We start from the raw sequence: 19,836 nt of genomic DNA, 5'->3' as shown, positions 1-19,836 counted from the left end.
GACAAGCAAATCGGCTACGACAAAACGCAGGAGCTAGCTCAGTATGCCCGCTCCAAAAACGTGGGCCTGCTGGTGTGGTACAACTCCAACGGCCACTGGAACCAGGCCCCGCAAACCCCGACCAACGTGCTCTTTGAGCCCGAAAGCCGGCGCCAGGAGTTTGCCCGCCTCAAGCAGATGGGCATTGTGGGAATAAAGATCGACTTCTTCGGCGGCGACGGGCAGTCGTTTATGAACTACTACCAGGATTTGCTCGTCGATGCTGCCCAAGCCGGTCTGCTGGTCAACTTTCACGGCGCTACCTTGCCTAGGGGCTGGAACCGCACCTATCCTAATCTGATGACGATGGAAGCGGTGAAGGGCTTCGAGTTCCTGACCTTCGACCAGCGCAACACCGACCAGGAGGCTACCCACTGCGCCACGCTGCCCTTCACCCGCAACGCCGTGGGCCCGATGGACTTCACGCCTATGGCCTTTTCGGAGATAAGAGGCAAGCAGCGCCGCACCTCCAACGCCTTTGAGCTGGCCTTGTCGGTGCTGTTTCAGTCCGGTATTCAGCACTACGCCGAGGTGCCCGAGGGCATGGCCGCGCAGCCCGCCTACGTGCAGGACTTCGTGAAAAAGCTACCCCCGCGCTGGGCCGACGTGAAGCTGGTGGATGGCTACCCCGGCCAGTACGTGGTGCTGGCCCGCCAGGCACCCGGCGGCGCATGGTACGTGGCTGGCATCAACGCCACCGACGCCCCCAAAACCATTCAGCTGGACCTCGGTAAGCTAGGTCTGCAAAGCGGCACCCTCATTACCGACGGGGACACCAACCGCAGCTTCAGCACGCGGGCCGTGGTGGGCACTACCCTCAGCGTAACGCTGCCCGCGCGGGGCGGCTTCGTGGTGCAGCCCTAGGCCCTGGAATGCCGGCGGCTACGCCGGTTTTGATTATTCCCGTTGCAAACCGTCCGATTTTCCCACCCATCACCTAGGTCCGCCGGGCCTTTTTCCGAGTTATGAGAAACCTACTCCCTGTTATGCTGGGCGTTGTCGTGCTGAGCATAAGCAACACTTTTGCCCAAAAAATGGCGATGGAAGCACCTAAGGGCTTCGACCAACCCACCGCGGGCATTGCTACCGGTAAGCTAGATAGTATCAGCTACCCGTCGAAAACCGTGGGCACGGTGCGTAAGGCGCTGGTGTACACGCCGCCGGGCTATTCTAAAAAGAAGAAGTACCCGGTGCTCTACCTGCTGCACGGCATCGGTGGCGACGAAAAGGAATGGCTCAAAGGAGGGCGCCCGCAGGTGATTCTGGATAATCTGTACGCGGCGGGCAAGCTCAAGCCCATGCTGGTGGTGATGCCCAACGGCCGGGCCATGAAAGACGACCGGCCCGTGGGCAATATCTACGGCCCGGATAAAGTGGCTGCTTTTGCCAACTTCGAAAAAGACCTGCTGACCGACCTCGTCCCCTACATCGAAAAGCACTACCCGACCCTGACCAGCCGCGAGAACCGGGCTATTGCCGGGCTGTCGATGGGCGGTGGTCAGTCGCTGAACTTTGGGTTGGGCAACCTGGATAAATTTGCCTGGGTAGGCGGCTTTTCCTCGGCTCCTAACACCAGGCAACCCGAGCAGCTGGTGCCCGATGTAGCAAAAGCCAAAAAGCAGCTCAAGCTGCTCTGGATTTCGTGCGGCGACGCCGACGGCCTGCTGCCCATCAGCCAGCGCACGCACGACTACCTCTACGAGCACAGCGTGCCGCACGTGTACTACCTCGAAGCGGGCGGGCACGACTTCAAGGTTTGGAAAAACGGGCTGTACATGTTCTCGCAGCAGCTGTTTAAGCCCGTCGATGTGGCGGCGCTGCCTACCTACACCGTGCTGGGCGCACCGGCTGCGACCAACGTGCGCAATGCCAAATACCCTCAGCTTTTGCCCGACAACCGCGCCGTGTTTCGCCTCAAAGCGCCCGGCGTGCAGCAAGCCCAGCTAGACCTAGGCCGGAAGTACGACATGGCAAAAGACAGCAGCGGCACCTGGATGGTGACGACCGACACCCTCAGCCGGGGCCTGCATTATTACTCCCTGGTGCTCGACGGCCTGCCCGTAGCTGACCCCGCTAGCGACACCTTCTACGGGATGGGGCGCATGGCTAGCGGCATTGAGGTTCCCGGCCGCGGCACTAGCTTTTACGCGCTGTGCGACGTGCCCCATGGCGAGGTTCGGATGAAGCGGTTCTTCTCTAAGGTCACTAATACCTGGCGGCAGTTTTATATCTATACCCCAGCGGGCTACGACGCCAGCCCCGCCACCAAGTACCCGGTGCTCTACCTGCTGCACGGCGGCGGCGAAGACGAAACCGGCTGGGCCAGGCAAGGCAAAGCTGACTTGATTTTGGACAACCTGATTGCTGAAAAGAAGGCCAAGCCCATGCTCGTGGTAATGCTGGATGGCAACATGGGCGGCCCCGGTGGCTTGGCCGGCTTCGGCGAGAATACGCTGAAAAGGTTTGAAGACGAGCTAAAACAAACCGTGCTACCAGTGGTGGAAAGCAACTATCGGGTGGCAGCCGGGGCCAACAATCGGGCCTTGGCGGGCTTGTCGATGGGAGGCCTGCAAACCCTCTACGCCGGTATGAAGAACACCGATATGTTTGCCTACCTGGGGGTGTTCAGCTCGGGCTTTTTTGCCAATAACCCCCAGCTGTCCGACCCGCAGTATGCCTTCATGAAAGCCAATGCCAGCACCATCAACACCAACCTGAAGCAGCTGTGGCTCTCGATGGGCGGACAGGCCGACATCGCCTACGCCAACAATAAGGTGATGCGGGCCAAAATGGATGAGCTAGGCATCAAGTACGTGTACAGCGAGTATCCCGGCGGTCATACCTGGCCCGTGTGGCGGCACGATTTGTACCTGTTTGCCCAGAGGCTGTTTTAAGCCACCTAGCAATTACAGGCTTACGAGTTCACTACCCCTATCTTCTACCCTAGCTCCATGAAAAACACTTTCCTCGTTGTCCTACTGGCCCTGGTGTCCTGGCTACCCTTGCAGGCACAAAACCCGATTATCCGAGACGTGTTCACGGCCGACCCGGCGCCGCTGGTGTACCACGACACGCTGTTTTTGTACACTGGTCATGACACGGCCTCGGTGCAGGAAACGAACTACAAGATGCCCGACTGGCGCATCTACGCCACCACCGACCTGGTGCACTGGAAAGACTACGGCACGCGCCTCTCGCCCCGAACCTTTGCCTGGGCTACCGGTGATGCCTACGCGGCGCAGTGCGTCTACCATAAGGGCAAGTTCTACTGGTTTGTATCCACGTTTCATAAGAAAGACGACAACAGCCAGGGCGGCGCGGCTATCGGTGTGGCCGTGTCGGACCGCCCTACGGGGCCGTTCCGGGATGCTATTGGCAAAGCACTTATCGTCAATGAGATGACCAAGGACCTGCCGCACGCCTGGGATGATATTGACCCCACCGTTTTTATCGACGACAACAAACAGGCATACTTGTACTGGGGCAACGGCAGCTGCAAGTGGGTGAAGCTCAAGGATAACATGATCGAGTTGGCGAGCCCCATCACCACGTTTACTCCCAAAAACTACATCGAAGGGCCTTGGGTGTACAAGCGCAGAAAGCTCTACTACCTCGTGTATGCCAGCGCCGGCACCAAGCCCGAAATGATAGAGTATTGCACGGCCCCCAGCGCCACCGGGCCGTGGACCTACCGGGGCATCATCCAGGAAAATGTGCCCAACAGCTTCACCACCCACCCCGGCATCATCGACTACAAGGGCAAGAGCTACTTTTTCTACCACAACGGCGCCCTGCCCACCGGTGGCAGCTATCGGCGCTCCATCTGCGTGGATTACCTGCACTACAACCCCGACGGCACCATCCAGAAAATAGTGCAAACGACAGACGGGGTAGCACCAGCTAAGTAATGCCGGCTGCTCACTTCCCAGCGCAGCACCTAGCTATTCCGCACGTCCTACCCGGCAAGTTATGGTAGGTTCTGGCTAAGTATTGCAGGACTAGGTGACGTTGCAGCTCATACGTTTCGTGGTATTCTGCTTGAATGTCGTTGGATAGACCTAGGCCCGCGCAGGCCTCAGCGAAGCCGTGGCCTCCGAGTCGACGTTGCACGCCCCACAGCACGGCTACCATAGTAAAATTATATCGCAGCAGCTGGCCCCACCTTGCGCGGATTCCGCCAGCTGCTGGTCGATTGCAGCGCTAGATAGTTTCCGACGGAAGATCCGGCTGTTTGGCGTCGCTGTCGCCGTTTGACTTGGTTGTAATAATGCCGGAGACCTAGCTCTGCTCCCAGCATTGTACAAATTCGCGTACCGGGCAAGCTCGTGCCTGGCCTGCTGGTTAACCTTGAGGAGCGCCCCGCCGAAGCCAGTCGCATAAACGACCCAGCGCGGCAGCAGCTGGCATTCGGCACCTAAGCTAATGGGATGGTCGCCGGCGCCGTTGCGAATGGCTTGGAGTTAAAAATCCAGCAGACGCAAGTGAAACTCCGTTTGGCGAAGTTCCACAAATAAGTACCTAGCTAGCTTTGCCCTACAATTGCAGCGGCCCTGCCAGCAAACAGACCTGTAGCAGCCTCTTACCCAACCTAGGCTTTCCTTCTGCTTTTATCATCGATCCTTCGCGCTATGAAATTCCAAACTTTCTTCGTGGCCTGTGCCCTGGTGCTCTCGGGAAGCGCCTTGGCCCAAACGCCCGCTAAGCAATGGGACCGTACCCTCGGTGGCAGCGGGGAGGAACGACTCGCGGGAATGCAGCCCACTCGCGACGGCGGCAGCATTCTGGTGGGCGCCTCCCAGTCCGGCATCTCGGGTGATAAAACGCAGGCACACCTCGGGGGAGATGATGCCTGGGTGGTGAAAGTAGATGCGCTAGGCCGCAAGCAGTGGGACCGAACGCTCGGTGGCACTCGCTACGACGGGGCAACCAGCGTGCAGCAAACCGCCGATGGCGGCTATATCGTGGCGGCTTACTCTGATTCGCCTGTCTCGGATGACAAGACGCAAGCCAGCCAGGGCGGCGTAGATTATTGGATCATAAAGCTCGATGCGCAAGGCACCAGCCAGTGGGACCGTACCATTGGAGGCGACGCCGATGACACCCCGATCAGTGTGCAGCAAACCGCCGATGGCGGCTATGTGCTAGCCGGCAATTCCAGCTCCGCCACTTCCGGCGACAAGAGTCAAGCCAGCCGGGGGAGAAGCGACTACTGGGTTGTGAAGCTCGATAGCCAAGGCAACAAGCAGTGGGATCGTACGCTTGGGGGAAGTAGAATTGATGCGTTTACCAGCTTGCAACCAACCCCGGACGGGGGCTACCTGCTCGGCGGCTACTCCCAATCTGATGTCTCCGGTGACAAAACCCAGCCTAGCTTGGGTGGCTACGATTTTTGGCTGGTTAAGCTCGATGCACAAGGCCTTAAACAGTGGGACCGGGTGCTCGGCGGCAGCGAGAATGACTACTTGCAAGGGCTACAGTTGACGGCTGATGGCGGCGCGTTGCTTGCCGGCTCCTCCTACTCGGGAGCCAGCGGCGATAAAAGCCAGCCCAACCTAGGTGGCCGGGACTTCTGGCTGGTGAAGCTCAATGCGCAGGGCACCAAACAGTGGGACCACGCGTACGGCACGTATCAGGAAGATTATCTCACCAGCCTCACTCTTTCCACCGATGGCGGTTGCCTGTTTGGCAGCAGCGACTTCAGCACGTACCATGCGACGAAGCTCGACGCGCAAGGCGCCAAGCAGTGGGAACAAACCCTGCGTGCTGACGGTGGCTATACCCAGCTCACGCGGGTAAGTGCTACCTCGGATGGTGGGTATTTGCTGGCGGGCATGTCCACGGATGGTGCCGTAAATGACAAGAGCGAACCCAGCCGCGGCGGGGAGCTCTACGGCGATTATTGGGTGGTGAAGCTCGCCCCCGCTGTCTTGGCCAACCATTCAGCCAAGGCGCCCGCAGAGTTGCGTGTGTATCCCAATCCGGCCCGTAGCTCCTTCACGGTGCAGCTAGCCCTCAATATGCCACCTTCTGGCCTCCAGTTGCACCTGGTGGATGCAGTCGGCCGTAAGGTCTTGCGCCACGCCCTGACGGCGGCATCCGTCCAGGTCCCCACCGACACCCTGCCCGCAGGCTTGTACTGGCTGCGCGTAAGCGGACCACAGGGATACCAGGCGACCCAACGAATTGTGCTTGAGTAGCTTCTGCCTCTCCCCCCTTTCGCTACCGCCAAACGGCCTGGCAGGTGTATCCCGCTGTTTCGCTTGATGACGCAGGCTACCTAGGTTTCGTGGCGGGCCAGGCCTGACGGTGGGCTCCTCGGCAGATAACTATCTTCCATCTCAAGAAGACGGAACACGGTGCGCCCACTGGAAAAAGCACATGCTACGAAGGATGAACGAGGAAGTAGCTATACTTCCTCGCAGCTCTTTTTTTGTTTCCTTTCTAACTCTAGTTCCATGTACACTCCGGAAGTCAATACCAAGACGATTGAAGTATTATCCGACAATTGGTACACGCTCCGCAAAATCACCTTCGCGCTCCGGCAGAAAGATGGTCGCTGGTCTACCCAGAGCCGCGAAGCCTACGACCGGGGCAACGGGGCGGCCATCCTGCTGTATAACCCCGGCAAGAAGACGGTTATCCTAACCCGGCAGTTTCGTATGCCCACCTACCTGAACGGCAACACTACCGGTATGCTCATTGAAGCCTGCGCGGGCCTGCTCGACCAAGACGACGCGGAAGCCTGCATCCGGCGGGAAACGGAGGAAGAAACCGGCTACCGGATCCAAAAAGTGCAGAAAGTATTCGAGGCGTACATGTCGCCGGGCTCCGTCACGGAAATGCTGTACTTCTTCGTGGCCGAGTACGGTGAGGAGTTGCGCGTGCACGATGGCGGTGGATTAGCCGAAGAACAGGAAGACATTGAAGTACTGGAATTACCGTTTGCTCATGCTTTGCACCTGATCCGGACGGGCGAAATCAGAGATGCAAAAACCATCCTGTTGCTCCAGTATGCGCAGCTTCATGCACTCCTCGGATAGGACATGCGCAAGATTGAAATCGTCGAGTATAACCCTAGCTGGCCTACTGCCTTTCAGGAATTAGCCCAGGTCTATGCTGCGGCGCTCGGTGAGTGGCTTATCGGCATCGAACATGTCGGCAGCACCGCCGTGCCCGGTTTGGCAGCCAAACCGGTTATCGATATTGATCTTGTTATTCAAGATCAGGCAGTTTTGCCTGTTTTGGTAGCGCCACTAGCAGCGTTGGGGTATCAGCATCTGGGCAATAGAGGCGTAAAGGAGCGGGAAGCTTTTAAACAGTTGGATGAAAATGCCCCGTACACAACACCCAAAAGAACGTGGCCCGCGCATCACCTCTACGTGTGTTTAGCAGCAGGCGCAGGACTCACGAATCATCTTTCCCTGCGCAACTACCTGCGCACGCACCCCGAACAGGCCCAAGCGTATGCGGCCTTAAAGCGCGACCTTGCGCGTCGTTTTCCCTACGCCAGCGAACAGTATGTGGAAGGCAAGACAACCTTTATCGGCAACATCATTGGCAATGGGTGAGACACGGGCAGAGCCGCCAGGTTGATGCGTGTGCCCTGGATTGTCCACGAAAACCTAGGTCTTGGTGGTTGTGAAAACCTAGGTTTTCGTGAACAACCCAGGTAAAACGAAGCCGATTTTCTGCGCCGTCCGGCCTCCAGAATTTACTAGCTGCTGATTTTCTTACCCATTGGTAACGTGGGCGTAGCGCCAGGTCCTGGACCTTTGCCGCGTAACGCAACGACTATGAAAGGTAAGGTATTACTGACCGGCATCTCCGGTTTTATCGGCTCGCATACGGCCATCCACTTGCTGGAGAATGGGTACGAAGTTACCGGTACGCTGCGGAGTCTGGACCGGGCAGATGCAGTAAAAACTATGCTGGCGCGCCACACCCAGCATGTAGACAAGCTACGCTTTGCCCAAGCGGAACTGACCGATGAAACGGTCTGGCACGACCTAATGCAAGGTATGGACTACGTTCAGCACATTGCTTCGCCAAACCCGCGGGAAGTGCCCCAGCACGAGGATGAGTTGATTGTGCCCGCCAAAAACGGCGTGTTGCACGTGCTGCGGGCAGCGGCAGCCAACGGGGTCAAACGCGTGGTGCTTACGTCTTCCACCGGTGCCCTGATGTATGGGCGGCCCAAAGGCCGGGAAAGCGGGCTCTACGACGAAACGACGTGGACCGATGTGACCAATCGAGTGGACACCACGGCTTATTTCCGCAGCAAGACGCTGGCTGAAAAGGCGGCGTGGGACTTTATGGCGGCGGACACCAGCGAGCTGGAACTGACCGCCGTCTTGCCCGGCCTGGTGTTGGGGCCGGTGCTGGAAGAGGATTTTGGCAATTCCGCCAACGCAGTGCTCAAGCTACTGGATGGCAGCATGCCCGCCGTGCCCGACCTAGGTTTTGCGTTGGTAGATGTGCGCTCTATCGCCGACCTGCTGCGGCGGGCCATGGAGCAGCCGGCTGCCGCGGGTCAACGCTTCGTGGGCACGGCGGGCTTCCTGACGTATGCCCAGATAGCCGCTCTGCTGCGCACCCGTTTTCCCGGCCGTAACATTCCGCGCCGGGTGCTGCCTAATCTCCTGACCCGGCTGCTTAGCTGGTTTGACCCGGCCATTCGGCCGGTGCTCCTGGACCTAGGCCAGCAGCGCAAGTGCGACAACCGAAAAGCCAAAGAGCTGCTACATTGGCAGCCACTAACCCAGGAGGAAGCCGTGATTGCCTGCGCCCAAAGCATCCTCGACCTAGGTTTGGTTAAGTAAGCGCCAACCATTCGTATGGAAAATCTACGCCAAGCATTCTGTTTCGGCGGGGTGTTGAGCCCCGACGAAATTGCCTATATCACGGGCCATTTTGCGATGCAGCCATTCCGGGCGGGTGAGCATTTCCTCGCGCCCGGCGAGCTCTCGAACCGGCTGGGCTTCGTCAGTGCCGGCGTTTGCCGGAGGTACCTGGTGGGTCCGGAACCGGAGGACGAAGCCACCACGTGTTTTCTTCGCCCCAACCAATTTATCCTGGACCTGGAGAGCTTTTCCAGCAATCAACCCACGCACTCAGGCATTCAGGCCCTCACGGCGTGCGAGTTGCTGCTTATCGAGCGGCGCCCCTGGCAGCAGCTTATGGAGGAAATTCCCAAGCTCTTCATCCTGAGCAAGCTCCTGACGGAAGTGGCATTGCTCAACACCTTGAAGGACAACGACTTTTTGCATTTCGGAACCGCCAAGCAGAAATACCAGGAATTTATTAAGCGCTACCCTGACCTGATTTTGAGCATACCGCAACACTATATTGCTTCTTACCTACGGATCACGCCGCAATCCTTGAGTCGCATTCGAAAAACCGAGCTACGGTAGCTCTTTTCCTCTATCAGGCAGTAACCAACCTGTGACGAAAGGCAGACCGTGAGGCTTAGTAGTTAGCCAAACTGCTGACTGTTTGTCCCGACCTACCCGGTAAAAGGAGTTGTGATATGTGAGTGCGCTGTGTTCCGAATAGGGCGCTAGTTTGCTGGGCATTTCAAAGATCATCCCCGATAAAACTATATACCGAAGCAACAGAAAAAAAGCCAACGCCTTGAAAGCGTTGGCTTTTTTTCTGTTGCTTCGGAAGTGAAACCTAGGTTCCCAGCTCCGGCGGCGTCTGGTCGTTGCGCCGTTGCTCTTCCGTGCCTCGATCGTTCTGCTTCGGCTCCGATGGGCCTTCCGGCGGCGTATTGGGCTCCTTCGAGCCGTGTTGAACGTGGCCGTGCTCTTCGGGCTTGTAGTTGGCTTCCATTTCAGCGAGCTTCTCCTTGCCGTAAGCTAGCTTGGTAATGCCCACAAACAGCACCGGCACCGCGAAGATGGCCAGGAAGGTTGCCGCAATCATACCCCCGGTCACGGTCCAGCCGATCGTCTGGCGCGAGACGGCACCGGCACCGGAGGCAAAGGCCAGCGGCAGCACACCTAGGATGAACGCCAACGAGGTCATGATGATCGGGCGCAAACGCAGCTCCACGGCTTCCAGCGTTGCCTTTGTCACGTTCATACCCCAGTCGACGCGTTCCTTGGCAAATTCCACGATCAGAATGGCGTTCTTGGCGGCCAGACCAATCAGCGTGATCAGACCAATCTGGGCGTACACGTTATTGGTGAGCTTGGGTAGGAATGTGAGGGCCACGATAGCGCCAAAGGCTCCCAGCGGCACGGCCAGCAGCACCGAGAACGGCACCGACCAGCTTTCGTACAAGGCCGCCAGCAGCAGGAACACGAACAGGATCGACAGACCAAAGATGACGATGGTGCTGTTGCCAGCGTTAATTTCCTCGCGGCTCAGGCCCGAGAAGTCGAAGCCGTAGTCGGCGGGCAAGGTTTGGGCGGCTACTTCCTGCAAAGCTGCAATGGCCTGGCCAGAGCTGTAGCCTGCCTTCGCATCACCGTTGATTTCGGCTGAGCGGAACAGGTTGTAGTGCGAAATCAGCGGCGCGTTTTCGACCAGCTTGTAGGTTACCAACGAGCTCATCGGCACCTGATTTCCCTGCTGATTAAGCACGTAGAAGGTGTTCAGCTCCGTAATATCCTTGCGGTAGAACGTATCAGCCTGGGCCACCACGCGGAAGTTGCGGCCGTAGCGGGTGAAGTCGTTGATGTAGGTACTACCTAGGTAGGTCGACATCGTCTGGAAGATGTTCGTGAGCGGCACCCCTAGCTTTTTGGCTTTATTCCGGTCGACAGTTATCTGATAGCCAGGGGTTTTGGCCGTAAAGAAGGTGTAGGCCCGCGCGATTTCGGGGCGCTGATTCACGGCAGCCACAAACTTGTTCACGGTCGCCTCGAAGGCTTTGATATCGGCTGAAGCTTCACGCTGCTCCAGCTGGAAGCTGAAACCACCCGTGTTACCCAGGCCCGGAATAGCGGGCGGCGGCACCACCACGATGTTGGCACCTTTAATCACCGAGAACTCCTTCTGAAGCTGACCAATTACGCCGTAGAGCTGCTGCGACTCATCTTTGCGCTCTTCCCAAGGCTTGAGCTGCACGAAGAAGGTGCCGCTGCTCGATTTAAAGGCAAAGTTCAGCGCGTTCAGACCGGCAATGCCGGAGTAGTTGTTGATGGCCGGAACCTTCTCGCGAATGATGTCTGACATCTGGTTCATGATGGCCTTCGTGCGGGCGCTGGAAGCACCCTGCGGCAGCTCCACCGACACGTACAAACGACCTTCATCCTCGGTCGGAATGAAGCCCGATGGCTTGGTACGGAACAGGCCGAACGTACCGGCATAGATACACGCCAACACGATGAGCACCAGCGGCGTAGCTTTCAGTGTGCGCTGCACCCCGTTGGAGTAGGAGTTGGTGACGCGGCCAAACCACTGGTTGAATTTGTAGAACAGCTTGTTGATACCCTTCGAATCAGCCGTTTGCTCCGTAGGGCGCATCATCAACGAGCACAACGCCGGCGTGAGCGACAAGGCAATGAAAGCCGACAGCACCACCGAAATAGCGATAGTGATGGCAAACTGCTGGTACAAACGCCCCACAATACCCGGAATGAAGCCGACCGGAATAAACACCGCCGCCAGAATCAAGGCAATGGCAATAACCGGCGCCGTGATGTCGGCCATAGCTTTTTGCGTGGCTTCGCGGGCCGAAATCTTCTCCGTATCGATATAGTGCTGCACGGCTTCCACCACCACGATGGCATCGTCGACGACGATACCGATAGCGAGTACGAAACCAAAGAGCGTCAGCGTGTTAATTGTGAAACCTAGGGGAATAAACATGATGAACGTACCCACAATGGCCACCGGTACCGCCACAATCGGGATGAGCGTGGCGCGCCAGCTTTGCAGGAACACGAACACCACCACCGTCACCAGCACCAGCGCTTCGATCAGGGTGTGAATTACTTCCTCAATGGACACCTGCACCACCGTCACCGACTCAAACGGCACCTTATAGGACACATCGGGTGGGAACTTCGTCTTCAGCTGATCGAGGGCCGCGTACACGCCTTCGGCTGTTTCCAGAGCGTTGCCGCCCGGCGTCTGGTTCACGAGCAGCAGCGTGGCGGGGTTGCCGTTCACGGTCGAAGCCCGCGAGTAGTCGAAGCTGCCGAGCTGGATGCGCGCCACGTCTTTGAGATACACGATGGAGCCATCCTGCGGATTGGTGCGCACGATGATGTTCTCAAACTCTTCCTGTTTGGTCAGGCGACCATTTACAAAAAGCGTGTACTCGAAGGGTTGCGAGCCATATTGCGGGGCCGAGCCGATGGAGCCGGCAGCCACCTGCACGTTCTGTTCCCGCAAGGCATTCGTTACTTCGGCGGCGCTCAAACCTAGCTGCGCCATGCGGTCGGGCTTGAGCCACACGCGCATCGAGAAGTCCTGGCCGATGCTGGTCACGTCACCCACGCCTTTCACGCGCAAAAGCGCATCGCGGACGTAAATATTGGTGTAGTTGTCGAGGAACTGAATGTTGTGGGTCTTCTTGGGCGAGTACAGCGCCACCACCATCAGGATGGTCGGATTCCGCTTTTTCACCGTCAGACCTAGGCGCTTTACTTCATCGGGGAGCTGCGGCTGAGCCACGCTCACCCGGTTCTGCACGTCGAGTGTCGCAATATCGATGTTGGTACCAATCTCGAACGTCACGTTCGACGACACCCGGCCGTCACTCGTGGCATTCGACGACAGATAGGCCATGCCCGGCGTACCGTTTACCTGCGTCTCGATGGGCGTCATCACGGTTTGCTCTACCGTTTGCGCGTCGGCCCCCGTAAAGCTGCCCGAAATCTGGACCACGGGTGGCGAGATATCGGGGTATTGGCTGATGGGCAGGCTCAGGATGGCGAGCACCCCAACCAGAACAATCACAATGGATACGACAATTGCCGTGACCGGCCGCCGTATAAAAACGTCTGATATCATAGGATGTAGCGCGGGCTTTTAGCCCGCGTATCGTTGCTGATGTATTCCGTCATGCTGAGCTGGTCCAAGCAGCTCGCGTGCAATGGCAGCCCTCGTGATTGGAGCTACTTTGCCCACGTCAGCACGCGAGGTGCTTCCTTCGTCAGCATGACGTTCTTCTGAGTTGTTACTTAGCAGCCGTCGGCTTCCCACCTTGCGCGGCGGCTGGCTTCGTGGGGTCGCCCACCTGAATCACGGCACCTTCGCGCAGGTTCTGCAAACCGTCGCTCACGATGGTTTCGTTTTCCTTTAACCCGCTGCGTACCACCACCATATCTTTCACCCGCGTGCCGGTCATCACCTTGCGCTGGGCTACTTTGTTGCTATCGCCGACTACGTACACGTAGAACTCGCCCATCTGCTCGGTCACGGCGCGGGCCGGAATCACGAGCTGGTTGCCGGTATCCTGGTTGAGCACGCGCAGGGTCACGTTCATGCCCGCTTTGAGGAGCTTTTCGGGGTTCGGAAATTGAATCCGCACGCGCAGCGTACCGGTTTGCGGGTCAACGGCCCGGTCCACGGTAGCCACTCTACCCGGCAACGTGTAAGGACGCAGCCCCGGCAGTACGAGCGTGAAAACGGAGTCCTTGGTCGCCGCCTTATTCTGTTGCAGCTTTAGGAAACGGGCAATGTCCTGCTCGGCAATGTTGATATCAACCGCAATCGGATTCTCGGCCGAAACCGTGTTGATGAGCGTTTGTCCCTGCGTCACGAGGGCACCTAGCTTTACCTGCGCAATGCCGATGGTGCCGGTGAGCGGCGCCGTAATAGCGGAGTGGCGCACATCCAGCGAGGCGCTGCTGACGGCGGCCTGCGCCGCTGCAATCTGCGACCTGGCATTAGCCTGGGTTGCCTTCGCAATATCCACCTGCTGCTTGGCAATAGCGTCTTGCTCGCCGAGGCGCACGTAGCGCTCGGCATCCTGGGCGGCGCGGGCGTAGTTGGTGCGGGCTACTTCCAGCTGGGCGGCGGCTTCGTTGTAGGAAGCCTGGTAGCGGGTGCGGTCGATGCCGTAAAGCCGCTGCCCCTTTGTCACGCGTGCCCCATCCTGCACATACATATCCGTCAGATAGCCAGTTACTTCGGCTAGCAGCTGCACCTCGTTCAGCGGCACTACAGTGCCGGGGTACGTATCGGCGCCTACCACCGGCTCTTCGCTTACCTTATACACCGCCACCGGAATGGCAGGCGGTGGTCCTTGCTGCTGCTGTTCGTCCTTCTTGCCGCAAGAAGCTAGCATCGTGGCGCTTATAATGACGGGCAACACCCGCTTAGAATTCCAGTTCATGTTACTTAGCTGTTAGAAATCAGAACTTAGAGCTTAGAGTTTGGGGAGAAGAATGAGCAGCAGAGTGGGGAAGAAATACGATAAACAGGAGGTATTTATCTCGTTTCTAAGCTCCAGGTTCTCTCCTCTAAGCTCTAACCTCTACTGATTGAAGGTGATGTTGCCGAGCGCCCGCTGCACATCCAGCTTACTGGACAGCACGTTGAACAAGGCATTGTAGTAATTCAGCTGCGCCGTGCGCAGGTCCGTCTCGGCGATAATCACGTCCAGGAACGTGCGGATGCCTTCGCGGTATTGGAGGTTCAGAATGCGGTATACCTCTTTGGCATCGGCCACATTCTGCTGCACCACAGCCAGCTCGTTCAGGGCGCCTTTGTAGGTACCTATGGTCTGCTCGTACTCCGTATTGATCTGGTTACGGGTGTCGAACAAACTCAGGTCAAGCTGATCATCCTGCAGCTCCGCAATCTTGAGGTTTTGCAGGCGCCGGGTGCCGGTGAAGATGGGCAGAGCCAGCTGCAAGCCCGCGTTCTGGTTGGGAAAAGCCCGGCTGTAAAGATCCCCGAAATGGTTGTTCTGATAAACGCGGTTGTAGTTGTAAAACCCTGACAGCGAAGGCAGAAACCCGTAGCGGTAGTAGTCGATCTGGAAGCGCTGAAGCTGTTTCTGCGTTTGCAGCTGCTGAATCTCGACGCGCCTTTCGTAAGCTAGCTGCTGCGTCGTATCCAGGGCCGTTTCCTGCACCATTTGCAGCGTGTCGTAGGTCAGGTTCAGCGGGTTTTCCGGACCTAGGCCCATCAGCTGCTTGAGTGTGGCATACTTACCCCGCATCGACTCCGACACCGTGCGGCGCTGCGCGTAGGCATTCTTCACCGAAATTTCCGCCCGCAGGAAGTCGGTTTTATCGACGATGCCTTGCTCAAACTGCGCCCGGGCGTCTTTCACCTGCCGCTCCTGCCGCTGAATGTCTTCCAGCAGAATGCGGAGCTGCTCCTGCGTGAGCAGAATGTCGTAGAACGCCTTGCTGACGTTGGTCACCACTTCAATCTTGTTGAGCGTGGTGGTCTGGGCATAGTTCAGGCGCGTGGCCCGCACCGAGCGCGCAGCCAGCAGCACGTCGTTATTGAAGAGCAGCTGCGTGGCACCCAGGCCTACTGTCGAAGTGTTTTTCAGACCAATACGAATGATCTGCTGCCCGGCCGAAGGATCGGTGAAGTTGGGCAACACGCTGGTAGGCAGCTGAATATTACGGGTGTAGATGCCCGTGCCGTTGATCTGGGGCAGCCAATACGACAGCCCAATGCGGATGTTCCGTTCGCCGATCTGCTCATTCAGCCTCGATTGGCGCACCAGAGGCTGGTTGTTGAGGGCATACTCGATGCATTGCTGCAAATTGGCTTGCGGCGGCAGCGAGCCGATGGGCGTAGTGGCCTTTTGCGCCCAGCCGAGCCACGGCGCAAGCAGCAGCATACTGAGCAGCAGCGCGCGACTTCGGGCGCGCAGATGAGGTAATGTTCTGTTCATTTTCGGGTTTTAAACTAAGGCCAAAAGGGGCGCCCTACCCTGGGCAGCCAAGCCAGCTAAGTCAGAGAAAACAGCGTTAGAAATTAAACAAGTAGTTCATTATCATGTCGGTTACGAGCTGCTGATGCTGACCGGCGAAGTCAGCGTAGGTGGTTGGGTTAAGGTTGGCACATTGCACCATCACGGGCTTCGATAGATATACAAACTGGACATTGGCCATAATCAGTTGAAGCACATGGGCCGGCGCCATCGGCCGGATTTCGCCCTGCTCCACTGCCTCCTGAATCTGGTTGAGAAAGAAGCCTAAAGCCGACGGTTGCTCCACCGAGGCGAGTAGCTCTGGGTGCCGGTGCCGCTCTGCTAGTAGAAAAAGCGACAGATTGGGCGTTTTAGAAAACAGGTTAAAATCGGCCGCCATCAACTGCGGAATTTTCTCGCGCAGGCTGATCGGTTTTTGCAGCAGCTCGTGGCTTTCGTGAAAGAATTCGCGGTGCGCATCCTCAAAAATCATCTTAAACAACTTCTCCTTGCTGCGGAAGTAGTAGTTGGTAAGCGCCACGTTAATGCCCGCTGCTTCGGCGATATCGCGGGAGGTTGTTCCGTCGAAACCCTTCTCCATGAACACCTTACGAGCCGCTTCTTTGATACGCTTCTCAGTGTTCAAGGGTACAGTTTCTTCCGACATAGCTTCTGCAATCAGGTGAGTAGCGTTTTAAACAGAGGGTTTATGACAATGTTTTAAACAATTGATTAATTTTTATGAGATGCTTAGCGGAGCTTCGATTCCTGTTGCAGAAGTAGGGCAGACGACAACCTAGCTTTGCTAAGCGCCTACTGAGCCTGCCAGAGGAAGCATGTACTACTAAGCCCTTCTCAACGGGCCTAGGTATCAGGTTGTTACAGCCCAGCTACGGAAAGCCTGCGCCGCTGCTGTATCTTTAAGAAGTTTTGCTCTCTGTTTTTATGCTCGCCAGCTCATCTACGCTCTCTGCTCCTGCCGCCATTGCCACTCCGTTCCTCACCCAAATGGCGCGGGATTTAGTGACGCGGTTTCCCGGCTCCGAACTATCTGATTTGATAGTCGTTGTGCCTACGCGCCGGGCCGTGGTGTACCTAAAGAACGAGCTAGCCCTGGCCGCTGAGGCCGGGCAGGCGCTCTGGTCGCCGCGCGTGACGGCTATGGAAGACTACATGGTGGAGCTGGCTGGCGTGCAGGTGGAAGAGCCTATTGCCTTGCAGCTCATGCTGTTCGACATCCTGCGCGGCATTGATAAGAAGCTCGACTTCGATCAGTTCGTGGGCTGGTCGGGCTTGCTGTTGCAGGATTTCTCCAACCTCGACCAGAACCTAGCTTCACCCGCCAAGATGTTCGAGTACCTGAGCCAAGCGAAGGCGCTGGAGCGCTGGGAGCTGACCGACGTGCCCGCCCCGGCCAGCACTACGGCGCAATATTTTCGCTTTTGGGATGACCTGGAGAAAGTGTACTGGCGCCTGCGCAAGCGCATGAAACACGACCACCTGGCTTACCCAGGTTTGGCGTACCGCCTGGCCGTCAGGCGGATGCAGAACCGCCTTGAGAACAATGACGCTACTATCGCGCGGCACTTCTTCCTGGGTCTAGGTTCTTTGTCGCGGGCGGAAGAAAAGCTGATTCGCTTGTTGCTGCGCGAGGGCAAAGCGGAGGTGCATTTCGATGGCGACGCCTTTTATATGGATAACGACTCGCCCAACCGCGCCGGCCAGCACCTGCGCCGCTACCGCCGCGACTGGGAGCTGCCCAACGAGAACTTTGGTGGGCCGGCGGATTTGCTGCGTAGCCTGCCCCGTGAAGTGCAGTTTGTGGGCGTGGCTAACGCCAGCATGCAGGGCAAAGTGGCTGGTCAGCTGCTGGCCGAGTCGCGCCTGCACGATCCCACCGCCAAAGTGGCCGTGGTGCTGCCCGACGAAACGCTGCTGCTGCCCGTGCTCCACGGCCTGCCACCCGAAGCCGTACCCGAGTACAACGTCACGATGGGTCTGAGCTTTCAGAGCACGCCGCTGTTCAACCTTGTGGATCTGCTGTTTGAGGTCCACCTCACTGGCATCCGGGAGGGCAGCGCCGAAACCGGCTACGGCGTGCCGCGCTACCATCACCTGGCCGTCACGAAGCTGCTGATGCACCCGTTTCTGCGGCGCTACCAGCAGTGGCTCGATAAGCAGGAACAGCCCCAGTATCACGGCTTACTGGAAAATATCTGCCACCAGATCGTGAAGCGCAACGCCGTGCTGCTGCCCGCCAGCGAGCTGCTGGACCTAGGTCGGCAGCACCCGCTCATTGCGGCGCTGTTTCGCACCTGGGACACCTGCGACGATATTATTGCGGCTTGCTACACGCTGATTGATTTGCTGAAACAAGCCTATCAGGATCAGCATTCGGCCATTGAAGCCGAGTACCTGTATCTGTTTTTTACGCTGGTGAAGCGCCTCGATTCGGTGTTCGACTGCCGGGAGCAGCGGCTGTCGGTGCGCTCGTTCCGGCGGTTCCTCTACGAGCAGATGGCGCGCACCCGCCTGCCCTTCTCCGGCGAGCCGATTGCCGATGTGCAGGTGATGGGTTTGCTGGAAACCCGCGCCCTCGACTTCGACCACATCATCATCCTGAGCTGCAACGAGAACGTGCTGCCCGCGCCCAAGCGCCACGCCTCGCTCTTCCCCTACGACGTCCTCACGCAGTTCAAGCTGCCCACCTACGCCGACCACGAAGCGGCCACCGCGCACCAATTCTGGCGCCTCTTGCAACGCGCCCGCCGCGTCGATCTGCTGCATGTGCTGCCCGGCGCCGAGGGTACCCGCACTGGTGAGCGGAGCCGGTTTTTGCTACAGATTGAGAACGACTTGCTACCGCAGAACCCGCAGCTAGTGCTCCGGGACTTGACGGCAACGGCGACCTCTTCTCCTCATCCTATTCATGTCTTGTATGATGACGAGGATACAGATAATGAAGACGTTGTGGCGCAAACGCCCGTCGGCGACCTGGTCTTGGAAAAGGATGAGAAGATGCTGCACGCCTTGCGCGGCGTGCTGGAGCACGGCCTCTCTCCCTCCGCGCTGAATGAGTTCTTGAACTGTTCGCTGCGGTTCTATTTCAACCGCTTAGCTCGTTTTCAGGAAGCCGAAGAGGTAGAAGAAAAGCTAGGTGCCGATGGTTTCGGGACGGTGGTGCACGAGGCGCTGGAAAACATGTTCCGGCCCTTTGTGCAAGCAGATCAGCCCATTACGGCGGCCGATATTCCGGGCTTGCTCAAGCAGGCGCCTGGCGAGGTAGAGCGGGCTTTGCGGAAGGAAGAAACCGACCGCCATGCCCGCACCGACGAAGGCCTGAACTACGTGCTGGGTCAGGTGGCGGTGCAGCTGGTGCAGCGCTACCTGGAAAACCTGCTGGCGCAGCCCGGCGCGTTACCGCTGAAAGTGGTAGCGCTGGAACAGATTCTGGAAACCAAGGTTCCGCTGCAAGTAGCTGAGGGCGAGCAGCTCTTGCTACGCCTCTACGGCTTCACCGACCGCCTCGACGAGCTACCCGACGGCAGCCTGCGCGTGGTCGACTACAAAACCGGCCTTGTGCAGCCCTACGACCTCAAGCTGCAAAAGAAGGGCGAAGATGCCCAGGCCGCCACCGAGCGCCTGCTTACCGACGCCACTTCCTCGGCCGATAAAGTCCGGCAGCTCTGGCTCTACCGCTTCATGCTGGAGCGGGAAGGTCGCCACGCGGCCGATGCGGCCATTATCTCGCTGCGCAACCTAGGTGCCGGCCCGATGACGGCCGAAATGGGCTTTCTGACCGAAGATGGGCAGTCGTTTGTCGCGAAAGGTGAAGCCATGCTCACCGAACTCGCCCGCCGCATCCTCGACCCCGCCGAGCCTATTCGCAAGACCGATGACCTGGACCGCTGCCAGTACTGCCCTTATAAAGGCATCTGCGCGCGGTAGGTGAGTTGGTGAAA

13 protein-coding genes are annotated in these 19,836 nt (G+C 58.1%); 9 read left to right on the top strand and 4 right to left on the bottom strand.

Annotated elements, in window-relative coordinates:
- The 8 genes from IEX74_RS19460 to IEX74_RS19425 all read left to right on the top strand — a co-directional run.
- Positions 1 to 903: glycoside hydrolase family 97 catalytic domain-containing protein (locus tag IEX74_RS19460; protein ID WP_188815691.1), on the top strand; the 903-nt coding region annotated here is incomplete at its 5' end.
- A gap of 101 nt (positions 904 to 1,004) precedes the next feature.
- Positions 1,005 to 2,933, top strand: coding sequence for an alpha/beta hydrolase-fold protein (locus tag IEX74_RS19455; protein WP_188815690.1), 1,929 nt, complete (start codon positions 1,005 to 1,007; stop codon positions 2,931 to 2,933).
- Between the two features lie 57 nt (positions 2,934 to 2,990).
- On the top strand, positions 2,991 to 3,947 hold the full coding sequence (locus tag IEX74_RS19450) for a glycoside hydrolase family 43 protein (protein WP_188815689.1): 957 nt from the start codon (positions 2,991 to 2,993) through the stop codon (positions 3,945 to 3,947).
- Between the two features lie 720 nt (positions 3,948 to 4,667).
- Positions 4,668 to 6,236: a T9SS type A sorting domain-containing protein gene (locus tag IEX74_RS19445; RefSeq protein ID WP_188815688.1), complete on the top strand. Its 1,569-nt coding sequence runs from the start codon at positions 4,668 to 4,670 to the stop codon at positions 6,234 to 6,236.
- A 258-nt stretch (positions 6,237 to 6,494) separates the two neighbouring features.
- The gene (gene nudK / locus IEX74_RS19440; RefSeq protein ID WP_188815687.1) at positions 6,495 to 7,079 is read left to right on the top strand and encodes a GDP-mannose pyrophosphatase NudK; all 585 of its coding nucleotides are present in this window, start codon (positions 6,495 to 6,497) and stop codon (positions 7,077 to 7,079) included.
- 3 nt (positions 7,080 to 7,082) lie between these two features.
- On the top strand, positions 7,083 to 7,607 hold the full coding sequence (locus IEX74_RS19435; RefSeq protein ID WP_188815686.1) for a GrpB family protein: 525 nt from the start codon (positions 7,083 to 7,085) through the stop codon (positions 7,605 to 7,607).
- A gap of 225 nt (positions 7,608 to 7,832) precedes the next feature.
- Positions 7,833 to 8,858: an SDR family oxidoreductase gene (locus IEX74_RS19430; protein ID WP_188815685.1), complete on the top strand. Its 1,026-nt coding sequence runs from the start codon at positions 7,833 to 7,835 to the stop codon at positions 8,856 to 8,858.
- Positions 8,859 to 8,873: 15 nt separating this feature from the next.
- Positions 8,874 to 9,449 carry a Crp/Fnr family transcriptional regulator gene (locus tag IEX74_RS19425; protein ID WP_188815684.1) on the top strand — a complete coding sequence of 192 codons (576 nt, stop codon included), beginning with the start codon at positions 8,874 to 8,876 and terminating at the stop codon, positions 9,447 to 9,449.
- Between the two features lie 262 nt (positions 9,450 to 9,711).
- Here the strand turns inward: IEX74_RS19425 and IEX74_RS19420 are convergent, their stop codons facing one another.
- From IEX74_RS19420 to IEX74_RS19405, 4 genes are all read right to left on the bottom strand, one after another.
- Complete coding sequence (locus IEX74_RS19420; protein ID WP_188815683.1) at positions 9,712 to 13,005, bottom strand: efflux RND transporter permease subunit; 3,294 nt, start codon at positions 13,003 to 13,005, stop codon at positions 9,712 to 9,714.
- A gap of 166 nt (positions 13,006 to 13,171) precedes the next feature.
- Positions 13,172 to 14,332, bottom strand: a complete 1,161-nt coding sequence (locus IEX74_RS19415) for an efflux RND transporter periplasmic adaptor subunit (protein ID WP_188815682.1) — start codon at positions 14,330 to 14,332, stop codon at positions 13,172 to 13,174.
- A gap of 141 nt (positions 14,333 to 14,473) precedes the next feature.
- Positions 14,474 to 15,856 (bottom strand): TolC family protein, encoded by a 1,383-nt coding sequence (locus IEX74_RS19410; protein WP_229755383.1) that lies wholly within the window; start codon positions 15,854 to 15,856, stop codon positions 14,474 to 14,476.
- Between the two features lie 76 nt (positions 15,857 to 15,932).
- Positions 15,933 to 16,541 carry a TetR/AcrR family transcriptional regulator gene (locus tag IEX74_RS19405; protein WP_188815681.1) on the bottom strand — a complete coding sequence of 203 codons (609 nt, stop codon included), beginning with the start codon at positions 16,539 to 16,541 and terminating at the stop codon, positions 15,933 to 15,935.
- Between the two features lie 278 nt (positions 16,542 to 16,819).
- Between IEX74_RS19405 and IEX74_RS19400 the strand changes: the two genes are divergently transcribed.
- On the top strand, positions 16,820 to 19,822 hold the full coding sequence (locus IEX74_RS19400) for a PD-(D/E)XK nuclease family protein (protein WP_229755382.1): 3,003 nt from the start codon (positions 16,820 to 16,822) through the stop codon (positions 19,820 to 19,822).
- Positions 19,823 to 19,836: the final 14 nt, after the last annotated feature.

Source organism: Hymenobacter cavernae, from assembly GCF_014641455.1.
Taxonomy (GTDB): Bacteria; Bacteroidota; Bacteroidia; order Cytophagales; family Hymenobacteraceae; genus Hymenobacter; species Hymenobacter cavernae.
Note: the sequence above shows the minus strand (reverse complement) of the source record. Positions and strands in the feature narration are given on the sequence as shown.

What these genes read in the sequence shown, in the direction of transcription:
- IEX74_RS19455 (WP_188815690.1), top strand. Translation starts at nt 1,005, where the DNA reads ATGAGAAACCTACTCCCTGTTATGCTGGGCGTTGTCGTGCTGAGCATA.
- IEX74_RS19450 (WP_188815689.1), top strand. Translation starts at nt 2,991, where the DNA reads ATGAAAAACACTTTCCTCGTTGTCCTACTGGCCCTGGTGTCCTGGCTA.
- IEX74_RS19445 (WP_188815688.1), top strand. Translation starts at nt 4,668, where the DNA reads ATGAAATTCCAAACTTTCTTCGTGGCCTGTGCCCTGGTGCTCTCGGGA.
- nudK (WP_188815687.1), top strand. Translation starts at nt 6,495, where the DNA reads ATGTACACTCCGGAAGTCAATACCAAGACGATTGAAGTATTATCCGAC.
- IEX74_RS19435 (WP_188815686.1), top strand. Translation starts at nt 7,083, where the DNA reads ATGCGCAAGATTGAAATCGTCGAGTATAACCCTAGCTGGCCTACTGCC.
- IEX74_RS19430 (WP_188815685.1), top strand. Translation starts at nt 7,833, where the DNA reads ATGAAAGGTAAGGTATTACTGACCGGCATCTCCGGTTTTATCGGCTCG.
- IEX74_RS19425 (WP_188815684.1), top strand. Translation starts at nt 8,874, where the DNA reads ATGGAAAATCTACGCCAAGCATTCTGTTTCGGCGGGGTGTTGAGCCCC.
- IEX74_RS19420 (WP_188815683.1), bottom strand. Translation starts at nt 13,005, where the DNA reads ATGATATCAGACGTTTTTATACGGCGGCCGGTCACGGCAATTGTCGTA.
- IEX74_RS19415 (WP_188815682.1), bottom strand. Translation starts at nt 14,332, where the DNA reads ATGAACTGGAATTCTAAGCGGGTGTTGCCCGTCATTATAAGCGCCACG.
- IEX74_RS19410 (WP_229755383.1), bottom strand. Translation starts at nt 15,856, where the DNA reads ATGAACAGAACATTACCTCATCTGCGCGCCCGAAGTCGCGCGCTGCTG.
- IEX74_RS19405 (WP_188815681.1), bottom strand. Translation starts at nt 16,541, where the DNA reads ATGTCGGAAGAAACTGTACCCTTGAACACTGAGAAGCGTATCAAAGAA.
- IEX74_RS19400 (WP_229755382.1), top strand. Translation starts at nt 16,820, where the DNA reads ATGCTCGCCAGCTCATCTACGCTCTCTGCTCCTGCCGCCATTGCCACT.